Genomic DNA, 22,771 nt, shown 5'->3' on the forward strand with positions numbered 1-22,771 from the left:
ACGAAATGGTTATTTTTATTCCTGCTTAAATCAACTATAATGGGGGATAGCTTTATCATTCGTTGGAAGAAGGTTGAGAAGTGTCGCTACGCAATTGGAAATATACACCGCTGCTGTTGATGCTGATTTTCCCGGTGCTTGGGAAGATGTATGCATGGGTCAACAAGCCGAGAGGCAAAGTCTATCATTTGATGACCTCATGGGATAACGCTATCCCTTTCGTCAAATATTTTGCACTGCCTTATTCCGTTTGGATCTTTTATATTTATCTATGTCTTTACTATTTCTTCAAGAACGATTTGCGTGTGTATTACCGTGCTTTGTTGATTTATACCGTATGCGCCTGCATTTGTTACGGGATTTACTCTGTAGTTCAAACAACGGTGCCACGCCCCGAGTTGGTGGGCCATGACGTCTTTACCTTGATCGTGCGTTTTGTGTACCACCGGGACCAGCCGTTCAATTGTTTCCCCAGTATCCATGTGTTCTCCAGCTACATGGTGTTCCGCCTGACCGCTAGCAGCGGCTTCCGGAACAAATGGAACATGCTCCTGATCGGGGGGATGTCCGGGATGATTATATTGTCCACGCTGTTCATCAAGCAGCATGCGATTCTCGACGGCCTTGCCGGCATTATGCTGGTCGAAATTGTATTGGCCGCCGTTCTGCTGGTGGAGCACTTCTTCACCCGCAGCAGCACTCCCCAAGAGCATTCTTACAAAGATAGTCCTCAAAGCACCTGAAGCTCCTTCCGCAGATAAGCGAAGGGGGCTTGTGATCACCAGGGCAGAAGTGCGCTAACTGATTCGGTTCTAATCACCCTTGGGTAACCGGACCAAACTCCGATGCAATCGCTGGTTCAATCTCGCCCTGAATAATCATCCCAAAGATAATTCTTATTTTCTATCATTAGTTTTGGAATTTCCATGAATCCACAATTGATCTTACGAATGCAAGGTGCCCCGGCAGAAGCCATTGCGTCGATGCTAAACCGAAGTATCAAAACCGTGAAAGCGATACGTATCAAACAAGGCTTAAGCCAAGAAAATCTAGCGCATGAATGCAATGTCGACCGATCCTATATTTCCATGATTGAGGTTGGCAGAAACGAACCTTCCGTCACAAAAATTTTCGACCTCTGCAAAGGACTGAAAATCAAGCCCTCCGACTTTTTCAAGCTGATTGAGGTGGAGTATGAGAAGGCGCAAAAGAATGAGTGAATGTGAATAAGAGCGGGACATAAGGCTGGTGGCCTGTGTTCCGCTCTTGTAATGATGACTTTGGCTATACTTATGATAGGTTCGGCGTAATATATCAAAACACAAAGTACAGTTTGACCATATATAAATGAGGTTGGAGGGTTGGCAAAATGAATAATAATAGAAACTGGACAGTTTTATTTATTGGTGGAGCATCGGGAATAGGTAAATCAAGTATTGCTTATGAAATTGCTCGATTTTATGGTGTGAATGTCTTGGAAGTAGATGATGTTCACCTATCCGTAAAAACAGTTACAACAAAGGAGCATTTTCCTGTAATTCATTATTGGGATTCTGGTATTGACTGGAAAGATATTGGAGTTGACGGCAATGTAGACTGGCTGATTGATGTAAGCAAAGAAATGGCTCCAGTATTAAAAGAACTCGTAAACAGGCATATTGAAGATATCCAAGTTGATTTCAATCCTCATATCTTCATGTTCATTAATAGCAATTAATGTTTTATCTTCGATACTCAATTTTTTGATAGGATTTGTTTCATCAAAAAAAATACCCCAAACCAAACTGTCGTTTGCATCTGTGCAAGCAATGAAGCCTTCATTCCCCATCTGCCCATCGCCGCCATAGATTTTACCGCCCTGATAGTCAATACTCGTCCATACATCAACTATTGTCCAATAGTCATTGTTGTATTTTTCAATGCTTTCAATAGTTGTATCACACAGGGGAGAACAGCTAATGGTACGCTCATTGTTGTTAGGGTTGTAATATGTCCCGATGTTTAGAATGATTATGTTGCCATTTGCAAAAGCAATGCAATTGATCCCAGGCAGCTCACGCTTAGCAGACCAATGCTTCATTATTAAGTTATCCATTTCTTTATCCTTTCAGGGTCGGTATATTAATATAACAGAAAATTTCAGGACTATCCTATGAGCACATCCATAAGCGCTCTCTGCTCAAGTGTACTCATGCCCTTTCTCTTAATCCAAATATACAGGCCATTTCAGAGAATGGAAACGATAACTATAGACGCACAAAAAACCGCATCCCCTTGGGATACGGCTTTACTCAATCTACACCATGAATCAGTCCACTTCCATTTATGTTAAGTAATAACTAGGCTGTGTCTACCATATACCAGTCCTTATAGAATATATGCCCTATAACGCTAGCCTTAAAAATCCCACTTAGAAATGCATTCAAATCAGGGCTTTAATCAGCTCTTCTAGCTCATCTACCAATACCTTTGCAAGTTCAAAATCAGTATCTTTTAAAGCCAATTCTATTTTCATTTCAACTGATTTTTTCTTTTGTTCAGTTTCTAAATAGTCTCTATCAAAATGACTAGCATAAATCATCTGTCTAAATTTTCGCATACTCATTTTTCTAATCGTCTTATCGTCAATGATTAGAACATAATCCATACCATTCACAACAGAGTAGAAATCATGAGAAATCATGAGAATTGCACCTTTATAGTCTTCAATGGCTTTCTCCAGTGCTATTTGTGTATAGGTGTCCAAATGGCTTGTCGGTTCATCAAGAAGCAATACATTTGCTTTACTGGCAGAAACTTTAGCCAATTGAAGCATATTTTTTTCTCCACCCGATAAAGATTCTATCTTTTGATTAAGGATTTCTCCTTCAAAGCCATAGTTTGAAATATACGATCTAATCTCATCATAAGTTTTAAACCCCGCGTCAATGAATTCCTCTAGTATTGTATTAGAATCCTTTAGCATTTCGCCTTGAAGCTGGGATAAATAGGCCACTTTAGCATCAGCATTTATTTCAATTGAAACATGATTATTTTTAAAGATATCTCGGAGTAAAGTCGTTTTGCCGGTACCGTTTGGACCAATAATGGCGACTTTATCCGTAGATTTTATCTCAAAGTTAACATTGTCTAAAAGCAACTCATCAAAGGCAACACTATAATTATTGACATTCACAACAATGGTGTCTTCAATTTCATTATCCATACCAAAACTAATATTCGGTTGCTTAATATCAACAAATGGCGCTTTAATTCTACGCGCTTCCAATCTTTCTTGAAACTTAACTCTAGCTTTTAACGCTCTACCTCTCGATGCTTCTGCATTATAGGTTGCGATAGCTCTAAGATTATTGACGATGTTCTCGTTTCTCGCAATTTCTTCCTCTTCAGTGATTGTGAGTTCTTGTAACTCAATTTTAGTCTGAAGTAATGAGAAGTTATAATCAATATATCGCCCATCAAACTCTTGGATCTCCATGTTTTCAAGATGTATAATTTTGTTGAAGCAATGATTGAGTAGATAACGGTTATGAGTAACAACCAGCAGCATTCCCTTGTGGGAATTAATAAGATTTTTAAGCGCATTTAGGTTTTCAAAGTCTAAAAATACATCGGGTTCATCCATAATCATTAAGTCTGGACACTCAAGCATTTCCTTCATCACTTGAATAAGTTTGAATTCCCCGCCACTCAGGTCGGATACCCTAAGATCCTTTAGCTTCATGAGGTTTGCTAGATTTAGTTTCTTATTAATGTTGCTTTCAAAATCATTTCCGTCCATTGCATCAAAAGCGTCTAAAGCGGATTGATACTTTTCTAGCAGCGAATCAATATCAGAGGATGTTTCCATTTCAGCCAAAATGGTATTAATTTCATTCTGTATCTTAATAAATTCTTCTCCTATATATTCAAAGACAGTTGTTTCTTTAGTTTTGTCTACTTGTGAGAACTGACTTACATACCCAATTTTGCAAGCTGGGTCTATCTCTAGCTTGCCCTCGAACATATACCTTTCTGGGTCCATCAGTATATCTATCAGTGTACTTTTCCCACTGCCACTTGTTCCTATAAAAGCGCAATGTTGTGCCTCTTCAAACGTAAATGAAATGTTTTTATATAGTTCTTTTTGCGGATATGAGAAGGAGAAGTTATCAACTTTTATCATTGTGTTACCTTTCTTTATAACTAAAATGGTGACTATTATTAGATGTATTGCAGAACATAAATTTTGAGTTTACCGTTGTTAGAGTAACACTGTTTACCAACAAGTTCAATCCATTTGTAGCCCATCCCTTGGAGGTCAGTATCCCATTTAATTCCATTGGCCTGCACATAAAACATTCACCTTCCGATCTCTCCCATTATATTTATTTTCTAGTATAATAACTTGATACAACAATAATAATAAAATTATCCTGCCTTCAGCCTGTAAGGAACTCTTACGACTTTTTTAAGGTAGGAAGAAGGAGAGTTGTTATGGAATATCATGTATCCATACATGGGAATGATCAACTAAAAGGAACAGCGGATCAACCCCTTCGTACAATATCACGCGCTGCGGCTCATGCCATGGCTGGTGATACGGTTATTGTTCATGCCGGAGTATACAGGGAATGGGTTAACCCGGTTAATGGAGGGACAGCGGAGCATAGAATAATATATCGAACCGCAGGAGACGGGGAAGTAGTAATTACAGGAGCTGAACGGATTACCAACTGGAAGTCTGAAGGAGACAATGTTTGGAGCACAGAAGTGCTCAATTCCATCTTTTCCGTTCGTAATCCCTTTAAGGTGGAGCTCGGTGGAGACTGGTTGTTTGACGGGCCCTTCCCGATCCATCTCGGCGATGTATATTTGGATGGCAAATCATTGTATGAATGCGATAGTGTTGAAAACGTTCACAATCCTGAAGTTTGGCCCGAAGCCAAGTATCCCAAGGATTCACTGTTAAAATGGTATGCGGAAGTTGGTTCTACAACAACAAAAATCTGGGCCATATTTGGCGGAAAGGATCCTCGAAAGGAAAATGTAGAAATTAATGTACGTCCTTATTGCTTCTGGCCTGAGAAACCAGGACTTAACTATATAACCGTAAGTGGCTTCACACTTCGTCAAGCCTCTCCTCAATGGGCACCGCCTACTGACTACCAGGAAGGTTTGATTGGACCTCACTGGAGCAAGGGCTGGATTATTGAAAACAATATTATCAGTGAATCCAAATGCGTTGGTATTAGCCTGGGTACCGAAATCGGTACAGGTCACACCAAGTCTTTGGAGAAGCATATTAAAGGCGGTACTCAACGTGAGCAGGAGGTTATTTTACGAGCATTACGCTCCGGCTGGCATAAGGATAGCGTCGGCAGTCACATCGTTCGAGGCAATGTGATTCATGATTGTGAACAGGCAGGTATTGTGGGTCATATGGGAGGGGCCTTCAGCCACATTTATCAGAACCGTATTTACAATATTCACCACAAACGACTCAGACACGGTGCCGAAGTAGCGGGAATTAAACTGCATGCTTCCCTGGATACTCAGATTAGCGAAAATATAATCTATAGCTGTTACCGTGCGCTTTGGCTTGACTGGCAGGCACAGGGCACCCGCATCAGCCGCAATGTATTTTTTGACAACATTTCTGAAGACCTCTTCGTTGAGGTTTGCCATGGTCCGTATATGGTCGATCATAATCTATTCCTCTCTCCCATGAATTTCAGAAATATGGCACAAGGCGGGGCATTTGCTCATAATTTATTTGCAGGCAGATTTGTAGTTCGTTCCGAGATTACCCGTATTACGCCATATCACTTCCCTCACGAGACGGCAATGGCAGGATACTCCAATATCACTGGAGGCGATGATAGATATTACAATAATATCTTTTTGGGTGATAATGACGCTAATAAGGAACCTGTTCCTATCACCTTTTTTGAGCATCTTCCACTTAAATCAAGGGATGAAGCTGGAGAGGATGGGAAAAGTGTCATGGATGGTGTTCCGGACAATTCCATTTGCTTTCTGCATGCTGTGGGACTTGGCGGCTACGATAAACATCCTGATGTAAAAGATAAGAAATGGTGGGAATATACCAAAGAGGAGCTTACCCAGCTTGGCGATGCCGCGAAGGATTTCTTTATAGGAAATGCAGTTCTTCCGGTAGCTATGGGTGGAAATTTATTTCTTAACCATGCGGTTCCAAGTAGTAACGAATCCAATGCGAAGATATATACACAGAAGGGTTTAAAAATTGAGATCAATCCTGCGCAAGGTAGGGTGCAAATTCAGATCAATGAGCCCGAATTGCTTCGGGCAACCTCTGCAATGTTGATTACCACTGACCTGCTTGGAAAGACTTATCACGCCGATATGAAGTATGAGGAACCAGACAGCACTCCATATCATTTTGACTCCGACTTTTTCGGAATAAAGAGACCCGATGCAGATGTCACACCTGGTCCGTTTGAATTAACCGAAAATGGTACCATCGATTTTGAAATCTAGTTTATTATTGAGGATCCAGTCATTTTAGGTGATTGGATCTTTTTCGTGTGTAGAGCCTCTACTCTGCTAATCAGGATAGAGGCCTGACACATCGAATACTCGTATTATTTAGAACAGAATGCGCACAAATGGAGCCTTTGTGATGGCTAGAACTTCCAAACTACGTTTCGCTCATGCTGCCGACTTCAAGCAGGTTACCCTCCGGGTCGGCGACATAAAAGTTGCGGATGCCGAAGGAATAGGTTATGGGTTCTCCAGTCGGAAATCGCACGTCCAACTTCGATAGTCGCTCATATTCCGCATCAACATCGGCAAAGCAGGGTAACCAGAGGGCGATTTCAAACGTTTGATTGATTCCCTTTGGAGGCACGTAGCTCTCCCCAATTGCCTGCGCGAATGCTTTCCTGCTGTACATGAATAAGGATAGCGCACCGCTTGCCGTCTCAAACTCCGCGAAATTTCCGCCATTCCATTGAGTATGAAAGCCCAATGTATCCCTGTAGAATCGAACCATACTGTCCATGTCGTCGGCGTATAGGCACGCACCCACCCTTACATCTCGTCCGATCAATGTCATCCATCTCCTCTAGTCACAATGTTTATTGGTGCATTCGTATTCGTATCCTTATATCACCGCGCCTTAAGTCGGGCTTTTGTATAATTACCGCGAGCATACGATCAATTCCCTCTGCCGTCCATTCTTTGTTAAAATAGATTGCACCACAAGCATTAACAAGCACATGCAATTGATCATATTTCCGTTTTGACTTAGATGAGGATTCTCTAATTTGTTACGTTTGATTATATTTCACCGCAAATTCTGCTGCGTATTCTTTCAATTTTGTTGTTCCTAAAGTTGGGCGGTTCTTGTAATAATCTTCATACACGTAACCTGTCCGGGCCGCCACGCCCATCTCCACAAACCCTTTTGCCATTTGCTCGTTCATACCACTTTTCAGCATGGTATTGGCGAGCATTTTATCGGATATTTCCCCATGTTTCAAATAGGGTTTACCAATGGCTTCACCTAATATTTTAGCAATCTCATTACAGGTAAGCTCCTAGTAAACCTCCGATCCCATAATGCTGCAAAGACAATAATCCACCTAAAAACCCTTTGCTTGTTGATTTTATTACATCAATATTAGCCAATAAATTACTGTAAAAGCCAACTGGCCGCATAAATTTGATTGCCACATCATTAGGTAGTTGTTTCAAAATAGTCTCGGCAATGTTGTGAATTTTTAAAAAACCCGTACCTTTGTCCGTGTGAGCTCCGATACTGCTCAGATGCACGACTTTTTTTACCCCTGATTGCTCAACCGCTTTTTTATAAGCAGCTACTATTTCATTCACTTCACTGTAGATATCATAATTCACATCAGTCACATTAGCGGGAGGTTCCATCAGGTAGACGATGTCTGCTCCGGTGAAGGTCTCGCGAAGAAAAACACCGTCCGAAACTGACCCAATGGCCGCCTTTGCCCCTAGTGCTTCAATCTCCTTCTGCCTCTCATGTTTACTGCTTATAACGGTAACAGAGTGGCCTTTCTCAACTAGCTTCTCAGTGAGCGGTCTACCAATATGCCCCAAAGAACCCGTCACGATAATCTTCATCTTATCCCTCCTTAATTTCTGACACTTGAACAATTAAAGCATAAACTTTAGAGTTGACTATAGGTCAAGTCTTATTGAGGAGAGGTTTCATGCGAATAAAGGATCTATCTGAAAAGTCAGGATTATCCGTCTACACTATTCGTTATTATGAAAAGGAAGGCTTATTGGATAGCCGGCATTTTCAAAGAGATGAAAACAACTATCGTAACTACAATGAGAAAGCAATCGAACGTCTGAAGCTCATTAAGAAGTTTCAAAGTGTAGAATGTTCATTGGCTGAACTGAGCGATTACTTTCAAGAACAGGATACACATTCGCCTAACTATCTGAAAGGCATTGAGTGGATTCGGCTAAAACTCTATGAAATCGAACGGAAGAAGGAGGAATACGATCAGATCATTGAAAAACTTAACTGGATGCTGGAATACAAACTGGCATTGGTAAATGACCCGCAAAAGGTAAAAGCTTTGATCACCCATCATCCTTTTGACTAATCAAAACACGGTTCCCCCCTGAAAGCTGAAGAGACAAGTTGAACAGCCATCCCGACGGGATGGCTGATGGCAAGCGTCTATGATGGCCTAACGATTTCAGCAAATACAGGCGCGGGCGACAAGCAGAACCATCCCTTTGGCTACCTACACAATCTCTTTATTAAAATGTCCTCTTGTGTCTGTTTCCTGATTGAAGACAGCATTATTCATTGAGCCATTTAGTTTACCCGAGGCCATATGAATGACGTTCACAACCTGCTCTTTAGATTCAACTGTGAAGTTTAATCTCAGCGCCTCAATTCCTTGGATGTTCGGCAGCTCATCTATAAGATTAAGTGTCTTCCCATTAAGGAGAGTCGTTGTACAATCCTCATGGGAAAGGATAGGGAACGTTCCGTGCTCATCCTTTAACTCATAGCTCTTCGTTTTGCAGACTCTGCATTGATTCATTTTTCTCATCGGACAATACTTGGTAAACATCAAAGGGGTCTTGCCATATACAATCATTTCCAGCGCAGGATAGCCGTCATTTTCCTTATAATAGGCATTCATTAAATCTTCAATTTGGCTTTTATTCAATTCATAAGATAAAGTCACTCGCTTGGCACCTAATTTATATAATTCATAGCAACTAGTCGCATTAATAACATTTAGAGAATAGTCCGTAACAAACGGATTGGTATCTCTGTAATGATAAATTCCGCCATATCCGCCGATCAGCAGCTGCCCTTCTTTTTCCTCATAATCATTCTGATTTCTTCTAACCACATTGTCAAAATAGATCTCCTTAATTCCACAGCTCACGCAGGCATCATACTGTTCCTGATTCGTGACAGAGGCCGTAAGGTATGGTGTTACAGGGGCAAAGCTTATTTTTTCTTCTGCAGACACAGCCTTGGTTCTTTTCTTCTGGTTGTTAAGCTTCAAGTCATATAAGCCCAGAACAATATCTCTTCTTGCGGCATTTAACAGTTTAGCTGGAATAAACGCATTGCACTCCTCATAATCGACCTGATGAAGCTCGAATATCGTATCATTTAATCTGGAGAATTGCTTGATGACCTGGTCTTTGGTTGTTGGATTATTAATGGCTTCGCCTAGTATTTCCTCGCTTTCATAAGAATAATTGAAGCCTAAGCCCTCCGCAGCTATGACAAGCTTTGAATCTGGACTAGCATATACTCTAATATCCAGGTTAAACCGCTTAAATTCCTTTTCCAGTGATGCTTCTAATTCTTTGTGGTAGAAATAATCCTTCGTTTTATAGACTACATCGCCTATAGACATCTTTTCTTTGATTTTGATATAGCAGACATCATCTGCTGTGTTGATTAAGCCGCCGTCTTTATTGTACAGTTTGGCAACCGTTAGATTCACATCTTCATGGTTATGGCTTATTCGGATGGTATCGTTTTGATGTAGAGTACGTGTAAGTGTTATTTCATACCTGTCTTTCTCAATCCTGCTGATGGTCCCAATGGGATACCCAAAGTTATTCGGTCTTGAGATGTTTGTAATATTTCTTCTGTCTTCGTGAAACAAATATCCCTTAGTAAATGTCCTGTTGAAGGTTTTTTTCAGATTCTCTTTATCTTCCGCGGTGATTTTATGATCTAAGGCCCTGCGATATTTGGATACAACATTAGCCACATAGGTAGGCACTTTCATTCTGCCTTCTATTTTTAGAGAATCAATTTCTTGTAAATCATGGGTATAATCAATCGTATTCAAATCCTTAGTAGATAGAATATAGCTTGTCCCTAAAGATGTACCTGTTGTCTTATCAATGAGTTCGTACGCCTTACGGCATGAACCCACACATCTTCCGCGATTTGCGCAACGGTAGCCGGTTAGTCCTGACATCAGACAGTTTCCCGAATAAGATACACATAAAGCACCGTGCACGAAAATTTCTAAAGGGATATCAGCTACTCTTTTGATTTCTTTTACTTTTTCAATCTCAACCTCACGGGACAGAACCACTCTTTTGGCGCCAAGCTCTTTAAATAATAAGGTTCCGTCTACATCGTCGATTCCCATCTGAGTGGAACAATGTGCTTCCATATCAAGAAAGTTGTTAACGATATATTTGAAAGCTGTCAGGTCCTGGACGATAATGCCATCCACACCGATTTCATTTAACTCGCGGATCTGCTGTTTCATCTCTTCAACTTCGTTTTCGTACACGATGGTATTCATCGTAACATAGATTTTAACGTCCCTCAGGTACGCATACGTCACAGCCTCTTGTAACGATTCCAGATCAAAATTAGATGAGTATGCGCGTGCACCAAATTTTTGCATCCCTAAGTATACGGCATCACAACCATTAGATATTGCAGCTTTCAAAGCCTCCATATTCCCTGCTGGCGCTAATAATTCAGTCATAAAGTATCCTTACCTCCTGCTTCTTTTAACACTATAACCGTGATCCCTGAAGTACAGAAAACAACTGCTGCAACTTAGCACCATTGATCATAAAATAAGAACCACACTTAAGCTACGGCAAAAAGCACAAACCAATGGCTTGTGCTTTTGTTTCTGACGATCTTATTTGCCCTGAGAGGGTTGCTTTATAATGATTCGTTATAGTAGTTCAGCAAAAATAGAAGCCAAAAGAGTGCTTCAGACTACATGAAAAATTATAACTTTCTTGCCCATATAATAGCGCGATTTATAGCTTCACCAATCGGCTCCGGAATCGGTTCAGCCGTATAATTTTGATAGGTACGCTCTATGGTAAACCCTGCATCTGATAGCCAATCGTATACTTGCATTTGCGTAGGAATGTGCTTATACCAATACTTAGGTATATTGATTTGCTCACCGCTATTTGTGATGAGCTCCCAGTGACCAATTCCGGTACAAATTTGGGTAATGGGGTCATACACGCTCCCATAACTAACGGTTCGTCCAGTTGTGCCCAATTCGTCAGTCCCATTGAAATAGCTGCTCTCTTTCAACCTATTAAACCGGTCTGCTGGATTATTATTCAAGTCAAAATCCATATAAAGATGTCCACCCGTGCGAAGCGCCGCAGCAGCATTTTTAATAAGAGTCTTTTGTGCCTCTTTGTAATCATTCTCACTTTCAATGTTAATCAGGATATTACCTGCCATGACTACGAGATCATAATCAAGGCCCCATACGGAATTTGCTGCATCAGCTTGGTAACAGCGTATATTTGCTAAACCCAACATCCGGCGATAACAGCGCAGGAGCATATATTCATCGACATCAAAGCCTGTAACGAAATGTTTCGCCTTTGCTAGAGGGACACAGATCCTGCCACCACCGCAGGCAACTTCAAGTATATTCAGTGGATGATTGCCTGTATGCTCTGTAAGTATTTTCAACAGAAAATCCACGTCTTGTGTTTGGTTTTCAAACTGTTCATACACACTGCCATACCAATGTTTAGCGATAAATTCTCTATTCACAAATTTACCTCCATTTTATTATAGGAGGGTTAAATTATAGTCGCCCTCCAAAACAACGCGGGTAGACATTTCCGTTAGATTATTCATCTAAAATCATCCTTTCATCGTATGATGGTAAGCAGGATAGATAATTCTTTGTTTCTCAATGATTATAGCTAGTAAAAATTTTACATACAATGTAAAGATTAAATATAACTATTCCCGTCAGTTCAAGCTCCATCCCCCGATACGTTCACACAAGCAATAGGTCAGCTAGAAGCAGACGCCCACCTTTTCGCGTGCTGTATCCACCGCCAGTTGCCGTGGTACACAGAAGATCTCAACGCGAGAGTTTGGTCGCTCCTGACACATTCGTACTCAGAGGCTTCTAACCAGTCACGTCCACCTTAACGGCGGAAGGGCTTTTGCTTTCCCCCGCCAAGTTCATCATAGTTGTGTGACCACCTGTCTCAGAGCTGTATTTTGAACCGTAAGTTGCGTCAGTTGCCGCCTGATAGATTTGACACTTCTGACACAAGTAATTTTTGGTTCGGTCCACAGAAGGGCTCTCAGTGGGGTGTGCTATGGATAACTGCGGCTTAATAATGCCCAGAGACGCAAATAAACCCGAGTGGGGTGCTAACCCAACGCGAGAAAATCCTTGCGAGGCAATTGCCCTCTCTCCCCTAAAAAAACTTGCCGTTACTTATGATACGGTTCCCCCCGATTTATCTTCACCGCGCGATAAATCTGCTCCACCAAGACCAGCCGCATGAGCTGATGGGGCAGCGTCATGCGGCCGAAGCTCATGCGCTGCTGGGCGCGGCGCATGACCTCATCGGAGAGCCCGTGGCTCCCTCCGATGACGAAGACGACATGGCTCGTCCCGTAGGTGCCGAGCCGGTCGATTTCGGCGGCAAGCTCTTCCGAGCTCCAGAGCTTGCCGTCGATCGCGAGCGCAATAACATGCGCCTCGCTCTTGATGTGCGCGAGGATGCGCTCCCCCTCGCGCGCCTTCACCTGGACAACCTCGGCTTCGCTGAGGTTGTCTGGTGCTTTCTCATCCGCCACCTCAATAATCTGAAATTTGAGGTATGGCGTCAGCCGTTTGGCATATTCTGCGATGCCGAGAGTCAAATACTTTTCCTTCAATTTGCCTACGCCAATAATTTGTATGAACATAAATCCTCCATTGATATGTATGTGTAATAAACTACCCGTCGTCTTCTACAATCTGCCCGAACTCCAGCCCATATAAGCCTGGCAAACGGTTATACTCCGAATTATAACACCAATGAATACCCCTCTGCTCTCAACCCTGGGCTGCATTTGAACCCCTGGCAGCTTCCGTATATGATAACCATATGATGATCACATAGGCTGAACTTAAGGATGGCGTTGTCATTCTTATGTTCACCTGATACAGCAGGAGGTTGGGTTACAGTGGCAGTCTTAATTAACGAACAAATTAGAGCATCTGAAGTCGTGCTTACCGGACTGAATGGTGAGGCAATCGGCGTTGTTTCGAGGGAAGAGGCACTGGCTATGGCCCGGTCCAAAGGAGCAGATCTCGTCTGCACCTCACTGATGAGCAGCCCCCCGCCCTGCAGCCTGATGGCCAAAGGCAAAGCCAAAGCAGCCGCACAGAAAGAGTCCGCGGCGGCACGTAAATCAGGCAAAGGCCAGCAAGCTGGCGGTAACGGCAGACAAGAAAAGGTCAAGGAGCTGCGCTTCACTGCCCACATCGAGGAGCATGATTACGATACGAAGCTGCGTCAAGCAGACAAGCATCTGCGCTCCGGCAAGCCGGTGCAGCTTGTAGTTAAGGCTTCCGGTGCGAAGGAAGCGGCTGACGCCAAGGCAGTACTGGAACGTTTATTGGCCGACCTGAAGGAAGCCGGAACCAAGGAAACAGGCATTCAGACCAGCGGGAAAGGCTCACAGGTAAAGGTCAACCCGCGCTAAAGGGTTAGATGAAGGATTGATCCTATTAGAAATGATCTAGCTGTCCTCTACAGGAGCATCCGCTCCCACAGCAGCGTTACTCTGCATCGATTTCAGGTACCGGTTCAGCGGAAAATATGGGGGTGTCCCAAGCAGCCACTTTCGTGGCTTTTGGAGCACCCCCGTTTTACATTACTTATCCCCTTCAATTTCTTATCCCTGCAGCTCCGCCATAAAAAGAAACCGCTCTCCAAAATAAACCCGATTACTATTTTCAAAAGCCCTTCGTCAGACGCCCTGAGCGAATATCCTTCATTCTTCGAGTGCTTCAGGCTGCTCCCCAGCCTCATAGGCACTCAGTACGGAATCAAGCACCCCGGGAAACCGGGCATTCAAATCCTCAGTGCGCAGCGACACAATGCGCTGTGTACCATGGACACGCGTATGAACAACTCCTGCCTCACGAAGTGTCCGAAGATGGTGGGACATGGTCGACTTGGCAATTGGCACAATGAAGCTGTTGCAGGCCTGTTCGCCATTTTTATGAATATCCGAAACGACAGATAAGCGAATCGGATCGCTGAGCGCATACAGTACAGAGGCAAGCTGGATATCCTTGCGATCCGGATGAAAAAGTATCTTCATGAATAAAATCCCCTTCGCGGTACAAATGGCTGCTGAATTTTTCATGTTCCTAATTGCATTTTATATCAACGCATGCTATATTTCAAATGTTCGAATATAATCGAATTATAAAACAAATAAAAGGAGTGGCCATCACATGGACTCAACAAATCAAACTTCTGCTGCTGCGGAAAATGAAGGCTCATCCGTGGAAGCCACTCTTCCAAAGGAAGGGCTGCTGACCCTTCTATTCAGTATTGCAGTTGTTCTCGTCATTATGAACACTGCCATGTTCAACCTGGCACTGCCCGATGTGACCGAGACATTCGGCATTTCCCCTGCCGCCGCATCCTGGATCGTAACCGGGTACTCCATTATGTTCTCCATCGCTTCAATTACTTATAGCAGGCTCTCTGACTTCCTGCCGATCCGCAGGCTGCTAGCGCTTGGTATGCTGACGCTTGGTGTTGCCGCAGTTGCCGGCTTTTTCAGCACCAACTTTATCTTCCTGCTGATTGTGCGTATTGTGCAGGCCTCCGGCGCGGGGGCGGTCATGTCACTGTCGCTGGTTCTGTTCACCCGGTATGTTCCGGTGAAGCGCCGCGGAAAAGCGATGGCTACCATTATGTCCGCAGTTTCGCTTGGCCTTGGCCTCGGCCCTGTTGCGGGCGGAGCTATCACCCAATATCTTGGCTGGAACTGGCTATTTGCCGTCACTACCTTCATTCTACTGCTCGTACCGCTGTTTCTAATTTTGCTGCCAAAAGAAGTGCCTAGCCGTGGTTCGTTTGATGCCCTTGGCGGCTTATTCCTTGGAGTTGGCACCACCGGTCTCCTACTGTTCCTGACAAGCGGGCTTTGGATTGCACTTGTCGCAGGGCTTGCCGCTATTTTATTGTTCGTGAGCCGGATCCGCACCACTCGCGATCCGTTTGTCCTGCCGTCCCTTTTCCGGAACCGTTCGTATCTGGTGCTGTCTCTGGTTGGGATTGCCTCTTACTTGTGCAGCTTTGCAACGCTGTTCCTGCTGCCGCAAATCCTAACCCACCGCTTCGGCTTCAGCGCAAGCCATGCCGGGCTTGTGATTTTCCCCGGTTCGTTGCTCGCGATTTTCGTCTCGCGTTCGGTTGGGCGGATCATTGACCGCTATGGCAACGGAGGAATTTTGCGTTATGTGCCGCTGCTTGTACTTACCGCTACCGTGCTGTTTGCTATATTCGCCGGACATTCATGGGTGGCTGTAATGCTCGTATATATGATTATGAGTCTTGCCTTCACAACACTGTCGAGTGGTGTATCCAATGAAATCTCCCGTATTCTCCCTGCCTCCCAGATTGGCTCCGGGATGGGATTGTTTCAGCTCATGCAGTTCTTCAGCGGAGCGTTCGGCGTAGCCCTGGCGGCCAGCGCCTTACAATGGCAAAGCCGCTTGTCACTGGCTGCGGCGTACTCCAACATCTATTGGGGACTTTCCATTGCCGCACTGATCGCCGTTGCCTCAGCCTTTGCCTACCGGCGCAGCAGCATGGGCGGGAATCTGGCGGATGCATAATGTTCCTCAGGCACGCACACAGTCTGTATTACGCAAAAATACCCTGCAGCTCATTTCACAGCCGCAGGGTATGCCTGATTAAAAGCGACCCCATTCATGGGTGTATGCACACCACGTCTGCGGTCAGCTTTTAAATAATTGTTCCAAGTTATGATGAAGTACTGCGGCCCTAAACTACCAGGACCTCTGCATTCTTATCGCATTCCGCACATTTCGCCGGCGGGTCCCAGTCCGAGAATTCCGTCTCCTTCAGATCCACAATATCCGGTGCATCCTCGTACTCGTCCACAAATTTCTCAATGGCCAGCTCCACGTGTTCCTTACACACTACATACATTCAATCAAGCATCCCTTTCTGTGCTGCTACGGTATATACTCCTTCTATTGTTCTACCACACTTCCCCGCAAAAAGGAACTCCCGGAGCGTAATTTGCACACTAGCCTGCAAACTTCTGAATATGAATAAAAAAGCTCCCCCGCCCAAACCGGGCGGAAGGAGCCTCTCGGCATCTCCAAATGTCTAATTCCCCGCAAGCTCTCCCAGGAACCCGCTGGGCCGGTCCAGCTCATACAGCCTGCGGTAGCGGGGTTCGCGGGCCATTAGCTCCGCATGGGTGCCGCGCATTTCCACAATCCCGTTCTCCATAAAAATCACTTCGTCCATCTGTTCCGCACCCACCAGATGATGCGTGACCCAGATTACGGTCTTATCTTCCATCACCTCGAACATCGTGGCCAGCAGCTCGCGCTCTGTCCGCGGATCAAGACCGACTGTTGGCTCGTCGAGCACAACAACGGGGGTATTCTGCAGCAGGATACGGGCCAGTGCAATCCGCTGGCGTTCCCCCCCGGAGAAGCGCTGCCCCGCTTCACGCACAGGAGTATCGTAGCCCTCAGGCAGCGAAGTGATCAGGGCATCCAGCTTAGCCAGCTCCCCGGCCCGCTTGATGTCTTCATCTGATGCTTCCGGGCCGCCAAGCCGAATGTTGTTCGCCACCGTGGTGTCGAACAAATGCGGGCTTTGGTTAAGCACAGCGATGATCTTCGGGATCATCTCGCCGTATGCCGAGGCATCAACCCCGTTGATTACAGCCGAGCCATTGGAAGGGGTTATTACGCCTTGAATCACCTTCAGCAGCGTGGACTTGCCCGCTCCGCTGCGGCCAATGATCGCAATCTTCCGTCCCTGCGGAATGTCGAGATTCAGATCGCGTATCGACCAGTCATCTCCGGCAGCATAGCGGTATCCGGCATTCCGCAGCTCGATATGCGCCTGCTGATTTTCCTGGATTCTCTTCGTAGCATTTTCTGCAAGAGCAGCCGCATCCGCGGTTCTAGCTTCTGCCTCCACTCCCGGGATACTATCTTTCGCTTCTTCCACACCGGACAGGCGCTCCAGCGAATTGCGGTACTGTGGTATCTTCTCCACAGCATCCGATACCGGCAGAAAAGCATCCGCCACCGGAAACACCACCAGCACGAACGCTGCGATCAGCGTTCCGGCGATGGCGCCGCTCTGGTACTCGCCCGCCGCCCAGTAAATCATCGACAGCACACCGAAGCCAACAACGGCCTGGCCGATGAACATCCGCAGGCGCGCCCATTGCCGCAGCGCTCCGTCCGTGCGGGCGACCAACTTCTCGTCCGCTTCATAGGTGGCGACGAATTGGCTCTGCCGTCCGCTGATCACCCAATCGCCCATGCCCAGTACGGCATCGGTCAGCTTCTGGTAGAGCCGGTTGCGCTCCTGCTTCACCTGCCGCTGGCGCGAGCGCGTCAGCAGCAGGGAAACCAGCGGCAGCACAACAACCAGCACCAGCATGTACAGCCCCATCAGCAGGGCAAACGCCACATCGAATGTGCCCAGCGAAATAATCGCGGTGGCATAGATCAGAAGGGCAATGATGCTGGGGAATACGGTGCGCAGGTACACATTCTGCAGATATTCTATGTCATCGGCCAGCATGCCGAGAATATCCCCGGTACGGAAGCGCGAGGAGAGGAACAGCGCCTGCGGTTCCAGAATATTGTACAGCCGGATGCGCATCCTGGAGAGAATCCGCAGGATCGTATCATGGGAGACGAGGCGCTCCACATAGTGGATTACCGCCCGGCTCGTTCCGAAGGTACGTACGCCAACAATCGGCACATAGATCATCAGAATATTTTCCGGCGGTATGGATGCTTTCGAGATCAGGAACCCCGAGGTGTACATCAGGGAGGAGGCTGAGAAAATCGTCAGCGCACCCAAGGCAATAATCAGCAGGAACCGCCAGAAGTACGTATGAAAATAGGGAGCAAACCATCCTTCACGTTTCAATGGATTCCCTCCAATTGGCTTTGAATAAGGTCATAATAGACCCCTTTGCGGGCCACAAGTTCGCGATGGGTGCCAACCTCGGCGACCTGCCCCTGCTGCATAACGACAATGAGATCCATATCGACCATCCAGTGTAGCCGGTGGGTAGCGAGAAATACCAGCTTCCCTTCAAAAAGAGGCAGCATCGTTTCCTTCAGCTCATATTCTGTCTCAATGTCGAGATGGGCGGTCGGCTCATCCAGCAGCATTACCGGACGGCTGCTCAGCAGTGCGCGGGCCAGCGCTACACGCTGCTCCTGTCCGCCGCTTAGCGAACGGCCGCCGCCGCCGATCATTTCATCCAGCCCATTCGGCAGGGAGTCAGCCAGCTTCGATAGTCCTGCGGCAGCAATAACCCCTGCAACAGCTTCATTCGTCGCTTCAGGGTAATAAAAACGAACATTATCCGCTAGCGTACCGCTGAAAATATAAGGCCGCTGCGGAATATAAGAGGTCATCTTGCGCCATTCCTCATCTGTAAGCGCACTGACCCGGTTACCGTTCAACTCAATCGTGCCGGAGGTAGGATGCAGAAAGCCGCCCAGAATATCTACCAGTGTAGACTTGCCAGCTCCGCTCTCTCCGATAATGCCGATTTTGGCATAACCTTTGAACTCCAGATTCACTTCGTTCAGCGAAGCAACGCCGTCTTCTTCATATTTCACGCCCACCTGATGAAGCGCAAGCACACTGTCCTTCTGCCAATTGAATACGGCAGCTCTGGATGCAGCAGCCTTGGAGCCTTCAGCACCATCCGCCTCCAGCATCTCAGCCTGGACAGCCTTCCGGTCAATAATGCTCCTCATCGCTTCTCCCGCTTCCTTGCCGTCCAGTGTAGCGTGGAAGTCCGCCCCGACCAGCCGGACCGGCAGGAAATATTCCGGTGCGAGAATCAGAATCGTCAATCCCGTGACCAGTGTCATTTGTTCGTTAACAAGACGCAACCCCAGGCTCACTGCTACCGATGCGACGGACAGCATGGTGAAGAAATCCATCGCGAATGAAGACAAAAAAGCTACGCGCAGCGTGCGCATGGTGGCCAAGCGGTAGCGGTCGCTGACAGCGGCAATACTCTCGCTGTGGCTGCGGCTGCGCCCAAGAAACTTGAGTGTCTCCAGACCGCGCAGCGAATCCACAAAATGATTAGACAGCGTGCGGTACGACTTCAATTGGCGGTCCATCTGCTTGCGCGCCGTCATTCCGATCAGTATCATAAAGACAATAATAATCGGCATCGTCAAGGTGAGAATGACACCGCTTGATGTATCCAGGGTATAGACGTACACCAGCAGCAGGGCCGGCGTTACCGCCATTCCTACCATTCGCGGGATGATCAGCTCCATGTACGTTCTGAACTTCGCAACTCCTTCAAGCACAAGCGTGACCAAATCCCCGGTTCCCCGGTCGCCCGCCAGCCTCGGCCCCAGCTGGAACAGCTTATCCATCGTTTGTCTCCGCATGCTGCTGCCGGTGGCTTCCGCGAAACGGTAAGACACACGGCTCATCAGCAGCGCACAGGCGTGGCGCACCAGAAACGCAAGAAGGAACAAGAGCGCTTTAGCCCCTTGTTCCTTCAGCGGTTCTCCCGCAAACAGCGCAGAGACAACTTCTGCCAGCGATTTCGCCAGCAGAAGGATGGACAGGCTTTGCACCAGGGTAAGGAAGCCTACGATCAGAAAGACCGGCTTAACTCCTGCAACCCTAAGCAAATTTTTATCCATTAGTATTCAAGATGCTCCTTCTCGTGAACCCGTTTGTGGAAGATAAAATAACTCCAGATCTGATAACCTAGCACGAACGGCAGCAGCGACAGCGCCACAATCGTCATTACCTTCAGTGAATAATGGCCCGACGCAGCATTGGTAATCGTCAAGCTAAATGCCGCATCAATTGAGCTGATCATTACACGCGGGAACAATCCGACGAAGATGGAGAGCACCGACAAGGCCATAACCGCTCCGGTCATTCCAAACGCCCAGCCATCTCTCTTCTTGCTCATGAAATAGCCGGACAGCACGTAAGCAGCAATTCCAAGAATGATAACTACGAGCAAAAGTCCCCCGCGTTGTTCAAATACATCAGTCATGTAATATGTCATAGCTACAAAGGCAACCAGCAGAGCCGCCAGCGGGAACAGCAGCTTCTGTGCCAGCTTGCGCGCCCGTTCTTGAAGATCGCCAACCGTACGGAGTGTCGTGAACATTAGGCCATGCACAAGACAGAGCAGCACAACCGTAAGTCCTGCCACTACCGTATAGACGTTGACGATATCGAAGAAGCCGGCATGCATCTGCATGTCGCCGTCAATCGGCAGCCCTTTGATGAAGCTGGCGAACACTACGGCGAGCAGGAATGGCGGAAGGAAGCTGCCGAAGAAGATGCAGGCATCCCAGGTTCTTTTCCAAGCCAGCGAATCACGTTTGCCCCTGAATTCAAAAGCGACACCACGGGCAATCAGCGCAAGCAGAGCGAAGACAAACGGAATGTAGAAGCCGCTGAACAGTGTTGCATACCAGTTAGGGAAAGCCGCGAACATCGCGCCCGCACCCGTAAGCAGCCACACCTCATTCGCATCCCAGAAGGGGCCAATGGAGTTGATCAGCACCCGGCGCTCCGTATCATTTTTGGCCAAAAACTGGGTTTCCATCCCTACGCCGAAATCAAAGCCTTCCAAAAAGAAGAATCCGATAAATAATACCGCAATCAGCACAAACCATAATTCATTAAGAGAAAGCATGCGATCCCTCCTTCGTGTATGGATCATGCGAGTCACCGTGATCGTTATCCATGGCATAAGGGCCTTTTTTGATCACTTTGATGAACAGTCCAACCAGCACAGCTCCCAGTATGGCGTAAATTGCCGTAAAGGAAATGACCGAGAACAGCACCTGACCAGCCGTAACATTAGGAGACACACTATCCGCTGTGGTCATGAGTCCAAATACCGTCCAAGGCTGACGCCCGATTTCAGTCATGATCCAGCCCGACACATTAGCGATTGGCGGAAGCAGCAGCCCCCAGAGCATTAAGCGCATGAACCAGGTATTCGGACGTTCCATCTTCTTGCGCCACATCAGGTAGATCGCATAGACTCCAAGCCCGATCATCGCCGTACCTGCGGCAACCATGATCCGGAAGCTCCAGAACGTTGTGCGTACAGGCGGGATATAATCCCCAGGTCCGTACTTCTGCTCATACTCTGCCTGCAGCGTATTCATACCTTTAAGAGATCCGGAGAACTTGCTGTAGGAGAGAAAGCTTAGCATATACGGAACCTTAATCTCGTGTGTGCTTACTTTATTATCAGGATCAATGTTTGCGTAGACCGTCCACGCCGCAGGATCTCCACTGTCATCCCAAAGCGCTTCTGTAGCAGCCATTTTCATCGGTTGAGTCTCTACGAGATACTGCGCTTGAGCATGACCCGCAATGGCTACGCCAAACGAGGATACAACCCCGACAATAGCAGCAATTTCAAACGATTTTCTGAAAAAAGAAACATCCTGCTTCTTCAGCAGCTTATACGCACTGATACCCGTTACCAGGAATGCGCCTGTAGCGTAAGCGGCGAGCACCGTATGCGGGAATTCCACCAACAATTGTCCGTTCGTAATGAGGGCGAAGAAATCATTCATTTCAGCTCGGCCATTGTTAATGGCAAAGCCGACCGGATGCTGCATAAAAGAGTTCGCGGCCAGAATCCAGAATGCCGATAACATCGTTCCCAGGGCTACCAGCCAAATAGCGAGACAGTGAACCTTCTTCGGAACCTTGTCCCAGCCAAAAATCCACAATCCGATAAATGTAGACTCCAGAAAGAAGGCCAGCAGCGCTTCAATGGCCAGCGGAGCTCCAAACACATCACCGACAAAGCGTGAATAATCGGACCAGTTCATTCCGAACTGAAACTCCTGCAGGATTCCTGTTACTACACCTACGGCAAAGTTAATGAGGAAAAGCTTCCCCCAGAACTGCGCCATTCTTTTGTACTCGTCATTGCCTTTTCTGACATACATCGTCTCCATGATTGCAATCAAGAGCGCAAGTCCAATTGACACCGGTACAAAGAAATAATGAAAAATCGTCGTCGACGCAAATTGTATACGCGACAGTATTACTGTATCCATATTTCTCCCCTTCCTTCTCCCCATTCATTACATATATTCTGTCAAAAATCTAACACCTTAAGTGTGATATTAATCACATTATACACCCTGTTTCGGCCTAAAAATCAATAAATTTGTGACAAATATCACAATAT

The 22,771-nt window shown here is 46.3% G+C and carries 21 protein-coding genes; 7 read left to right on the forward strand and 14 right to left on the reverse strand.

The window, feature by feature from the left end; genetic code table 11:
* The first annotated feature begins 80 nt into the window (after positions 1–80).
* The 3 genes from AC0LWN_RS27070 (at position 81) to AC0LWN_RS27080 (ending at position 1,717) form a co-directional block, all read left to right on the forward strand.
* Positions 81–743: a phosphatase PAP2 family protein gene (locus AC0LWN_RS27070; protein WP_474670914.1), complete on the forward strand. Its 663-nt coding sequence runs from the start codon at positions 81–83 to the stop codon at positions 741–743.
* Between the two features lie 183 nt (positions 744–926).
* Complete coding sequence (locus AC0LWN_RS27075; RefSeq protein ID WP_474670917.1) at positions 927–1,220, forward strand: helix-turn-helix domain-containing protein; 294 nt, start codon at positions 927–929, stop codon at positions 1,218–1,220.
* A gap of 149 nt (positions 1,221–1,369) precedes the next feature.
* The gene (locus AC0LWN_RS27080; protein ID WP_474670919.1) at positions 1,370–1,717 is read left to right on the forward strand and encodes a hypothetical protein; all 348 of its coding nucleotides are present in this window, start codon (positions 1,370–1,372) and stop codon (positions 1,715–1,717) included.
* Here the strand turns inward: AC0LWN_RS27080 and AC0LWN_RS27085 are convergent.
* Positions 1,634–2,095, reverse strand: coding sequence for a hypothetical protein (locus AC0LWN_RS27085; protein ID WP_474670921.1), 462 nt, complete (start codon positions 2,093–2,095; stop codon positions 1,634–1,636). The genes AC0LWN_RS27080 and AC0LWN_RS27085 overlap by 84 nt on opposite strands.
* 327 nt (positions 2,096–2,422) lie before the next feature.
* On the reverse strand, positions 2,423–4,165 hold the full coding sequence (locus AC0LWN_RS27090; RefSeq protein WP_474670923.1) for an ABC-F family ATP-binding cassette domain-containing protein: 1,743 nt from the start codon (positions 4,163–4,165) through the stop codon (positions 2,423–2,425).
* A gap of 311 nt (positions 4,166–4,476) precedes the next feature.
* Between AC0LWN_RS27090 and AC0LWN_RS27095 the strand changes: the two genes are divergently transcribed.
* Complete coding sequence (locus AC0LWN_RS27095) at positions 4,477–6,501, forward strand: right-handed parallel beta-helix repeat-containing protein (RefSeq protein ID WP_474670925.1); 2,025 nt, start codon at positions 4,477–4,479, stop codon at positions 6,499–6,501.
* Between the two features lie 160 nt (positions 6,502–6,661).
* Here the strand turns inward: AC0LWN_RS27095 and AC0LWN_RS27100 are convergent, their stop codons facing one another.
* From AC0LWN_RS27100 to AC0LWN_RS27110, 3 genes are all read right to left on the reverse strand, one after another.
* Positions 6,662–7,072, reverse strand: a complete 411-nt coding sequence (locus tag AC0LWN_RS27100; protein WP_474670927.1) for a VOC family protein — start codon at positions 7,070–7,072, stop codon at positions 6,662–6,664.
* A gap of 220 nt (positions 7,073–7,292) precedes the next feature.
* The gene (locus AC0LWN_RS27105) at positions 7,293–7,478 is read right to left on the reverse strand and encodes a hypothetical protein (protein ID WP_474670930.1); all 186 of its coding nucleotides are present in this window, start codon (positions 7,476–7,478) and stop codon (positions 7,293–7,295) included.
* 70 nt (positions 7,479–7,548) lie between these two features.
* Positions 7,549–8,118, reverse strand: a complete 570-nt coding sequence (locus AC0LWN_RS27110) for an SDR family oxidoreductase (protein ID WP_474670933.1) — start codon at positions 8,116–8,118, stop codon at positions 7,549–7,551.
* 89 nt (positions 8,119–8,207) lie between these two features.
* On the opposite strand from AC0LWN_RS27110, the gene AC0LWN_RS27115 reads away from it, so the two are divergent.
* The gene (locus tag AC0LWN_RS27115) at positions 8,208–8,612 is read left to right on the forward strand and encodes a MerR family transcriptional regulator (protein ID WP_474670935.1); all 405 of its coding nucleotides are present in this window, start codon (positions 8,208–8,210) and stop codon (positions 8,610–8,612) included.
* 144 nt (positions 8,613–8,756) lie between these two features.
* On the opposite strand, the gene AC0LWN_RS27120 is transcribed toward AC0LWN_RS27115, so the two are convergent.
* The 3 genes from AC0LWN_RS27120 to rlmH form a co-directional block, all read right to left on the reverse strand.
* Positions 8,757–11,000, reverse strand: a complete 2,244-nt coding sequence (locus AC0LWN_RS27120) for a U32 family peptidase (protein WP_474670937.1) — start codon at positions 10,998–11,000, stop codon at positions 8,757–8,759.
* Between the two features lie 254 nt (positions 11,001–11,254).
* Entirely contained in the window at positions 11,255–12,052 is a 798-nt protein-coding gene (locus tag AC0LWN_RS27125) for a class I SAM-dependent methyltransferase (RefSeq protein ID WP_474670939.1), read from the reverse strand.
* A gap of 681 nt (positions 12,053–12,733) precedes the next feature.
* Positions 12,734–13,213 carry a 23S rRNA (pseudouridine(1915)-N(3))-methyltransferase RlmH gene (rlmH, locus tag AC0LWN_RS27130; protein WP_474670942.1) on the reverse strand — a complete coding sequence of 160 codons (480 nt, stop codon included), beginning with the start codon at positions 13,211–13,213 and terminating at the stop codon, positions 12,734–12,736.
* 261 nt (positions 13,214–13,474) lie between these two features.
* Between rlmH and infC the strand changes: the two genes are divergently transcribed.
* Positions 13,475–13,996, forward strand: a complete 522-nt coding sequence (infC, locus tag AC0LWN_RS27135; RefSeq protein ID WP_474670944.1) for a translation initiation factor IF-3 — start codon at positions 13,475–13,477, stop codon at positions 13,994–13,996.
* A 291-nt stretch (positions 13,997–14,287) separates the two neighbouring features.
* Here the strand turns inward: infC and AC0LWN_RS27140 are convergent, their stop codons facing one another.
* Positions 14,288–14,620, reverse strand: coding sequence for an ArsR/SmtB family transcription factor (locus AC0LWN_RS27140; protein ID WP_474670946.1), 333 nt, complete (start codon positions 14,618–14,620; stop codon positions 14,288–14,290).
* Between the two features lie 136 nt (positions 14,621–14,756).
* Between AC0LWN_RS27140 and AC0LWN_RS27145 the strand changes: the two genes are divergently transcribed.
* Positions 14,757–16,151 (forward strand): MFS transporter, encoded by a 1,395-nt coding sequence (locus AC0LWN_RS27145; protein ID WP_474670947.1) that lies wholly within the window; start codon positions 14,757–14,759, stop codon positions 16,149–16,151.
* 169 nt (positions 16,152–16,320) lie between these two features.
* On the opposite strand, the gene AC0LWN_RS27150 is transcribed toward AC0LWN_RS27145, so the two are convergent.
* The 5 genes from AC0LWN_RS27150 to AC0LWN_RS27170 form a co-directional block, all read right to left on the reverse strand.
* On the reverse strand, positions 16,321–16,488 hold the full coding sequence (locus tag AC0LWN_RS27150; RefSeq protein WP_458964955.1) for a CxxH/CxxC protein: 168 nt from the start codon (positions 16,486–16,488) through the stop codon (positions 16,321–16,323).
* 183 nt (positions 16,489–16,671) lie between these two features.
* Positions 16,672–18,471 (reverse strand): thiol reductant ABC exporter subunit CydC, encoded by a 1,800-nt coding sequence (gene cydC, locus AC0LWN_RS27155; RefSeq protein WP_474670949.1) that lies wholly within the window; start codon positions 18,469–18,471, stop codon positions 16,672–16,674.
* Positions 18,468–20,231, reverse strand: a complete 1,764-nt coding sequence (cydD, locus tag AC0LWN_RS27160; protein WP_474670951.1) for a thiol reductant ABC exporter subunit CydD — start codon at positions 20,229–20,231, stop codon at positions 18,468–18,470. Before cydD ends, cydC begins: the two co-directional genes overlap by 4 nt.
* Positions 20,231–21,247 (reverse strand): cytochrome d ubiquinol oxidase subunit II, encoded by a 1,017-nt coding sequence (gene cydB / locus AC0LWN_RS27165; RefSeq protein WP_474670953.1) that lies wholly within the window; start codon positions 21,245–21,247, stop codon positions 20,231–20,233. The genes cydD and cydB overlap by 1 nt, the downstream gene beginning before the upstream one ends.
* Complete coding sequence (locus AC0LWN_RS27170; protein WP_458964951.1) at positions 21,234–22,637, reverse strand: cytochrome ubiquinol oxidase subunit I; 1,404 nt, start codon at positions 22,635–22,637, stop codon at positions 21,234–21,236. Before AC0LWN_RS27170 ends, cydB begins: the two co-directional genes overlap by 14 nt.
* Between the last annotated feature and the right edge of the window lie 134 nt (positions 22,638–22,771).

The sequence above is a fragment of the Paenibacillus sp. sgz302115 genome, from assembly GCF_056120445.1.

Coding starts and splice junctions, on each gene's coding strand:
- AC0LWN_RS27075 (WP_474670917.1), top strand. CDS start 927: ATGAATCCACAATTGATCTTACGAATGCAAGGTGCCCCGGCAGAAGCC.
- AC0LWN_RS27080 (WP_474670919.1), top strand. CDS start 1,370: ATGAATAATAATAGAAACTGGACAGTTTTATTTATTGGTGGAGCATCG.
- AC0LWN_RS27085 (WP_474670921.1), bottom strand. CDS start 2,095: ATGGATAACTTAATAATGAAGCATTGGTCTGCTAAGCGTGAGCTGCCT.
- AC0LWN_RS27090 (WP_474670923.1), bottom strand. CDS start 4,165: ATGATAAAAGTTGATAACTTCTCCTTCTCATATCCGCAAAAAGAACTA.
- AC0LWN_RS27095 (WP_474670925.1), top strand. CDS start 4,477: ATGGAATATCATGTATCCATACATGGGAATGATCAACTAAAAGGAACA.
- AC0LWN_RS27105 (WP_474670930.1), bottom strand. CDS start 7,478: ATGCTCGCCAATACCATGCTGAAAAGTGGTATGAACGAGCAAATGGCA.
- AC0LWN_RS27110 (WP_474670933.1), bottom strand. CDS start 8,118: ATGAAGATTATCGTGACGGGTTCTTTGGGGCATATTGGTAGACCGCTC.
- AC0LWN_RS27115 (WP_474670935.1), top strand. CDS start 8,208: ATGCGAATAAAGGATCTATCTGAAAAGTCAGGATTATCCGTCTACACT.
- AC0LWN_RS27120 (WP_474670937.1), bottom strand. CDS start 11,000: ATGACTGAATTATTAGCGCCAGCAGGGAATATGGAGGCTTTGAAAGCT.
- rlmH (WP_474670942.1), bottom strand. CDS start 13,213: ATGTTCATACAAATTATTGGCGTAGGCAAATTGAAGGAAAAGTATTTG.
- AC0LWN_RS27140 (WP_474670946.1), bottom strand. CDS start 14,620: ATGAAGATACTTTTTCATCCGGATCGCAAGGATATCCAGCTTGCCTCT.
- AC0LWN_RS27145 (WP_474670947.1), top strand. CDS start 14,757: ATGGACTCAACAAATCAAACTTCTGCTGCTGCGGAAAATGAAGGCTCA.
- AC0LWN_RS27150 (WP_458964955.1), bottom strand. CDS start 16,488: ATGTATGTAGTGTGTAAGGAACACGTGGAGCTGGCCATTGAGAAATTT.
- cydD (WP_474670951.1), bottom strand. CDS start 20,231: ATGGATAAAAATTTGCTTAGGGTTGCAGGAGTTAAGCCGGTCTTTCTG.
- cydB (WP_474670953.1), bottom strand. CDS start 21,247: ATGCTTTCTCTTAATGAATTATGGTTTGTGCTGATTGCGGTATTATTT.
- AC0LWN_RS27170 (WP_458964951.1), bottom strand. CDS start 22,637: ATGGATACAGTAATACTGTCGCGTATACAATTTGCGTCGACGACGATT.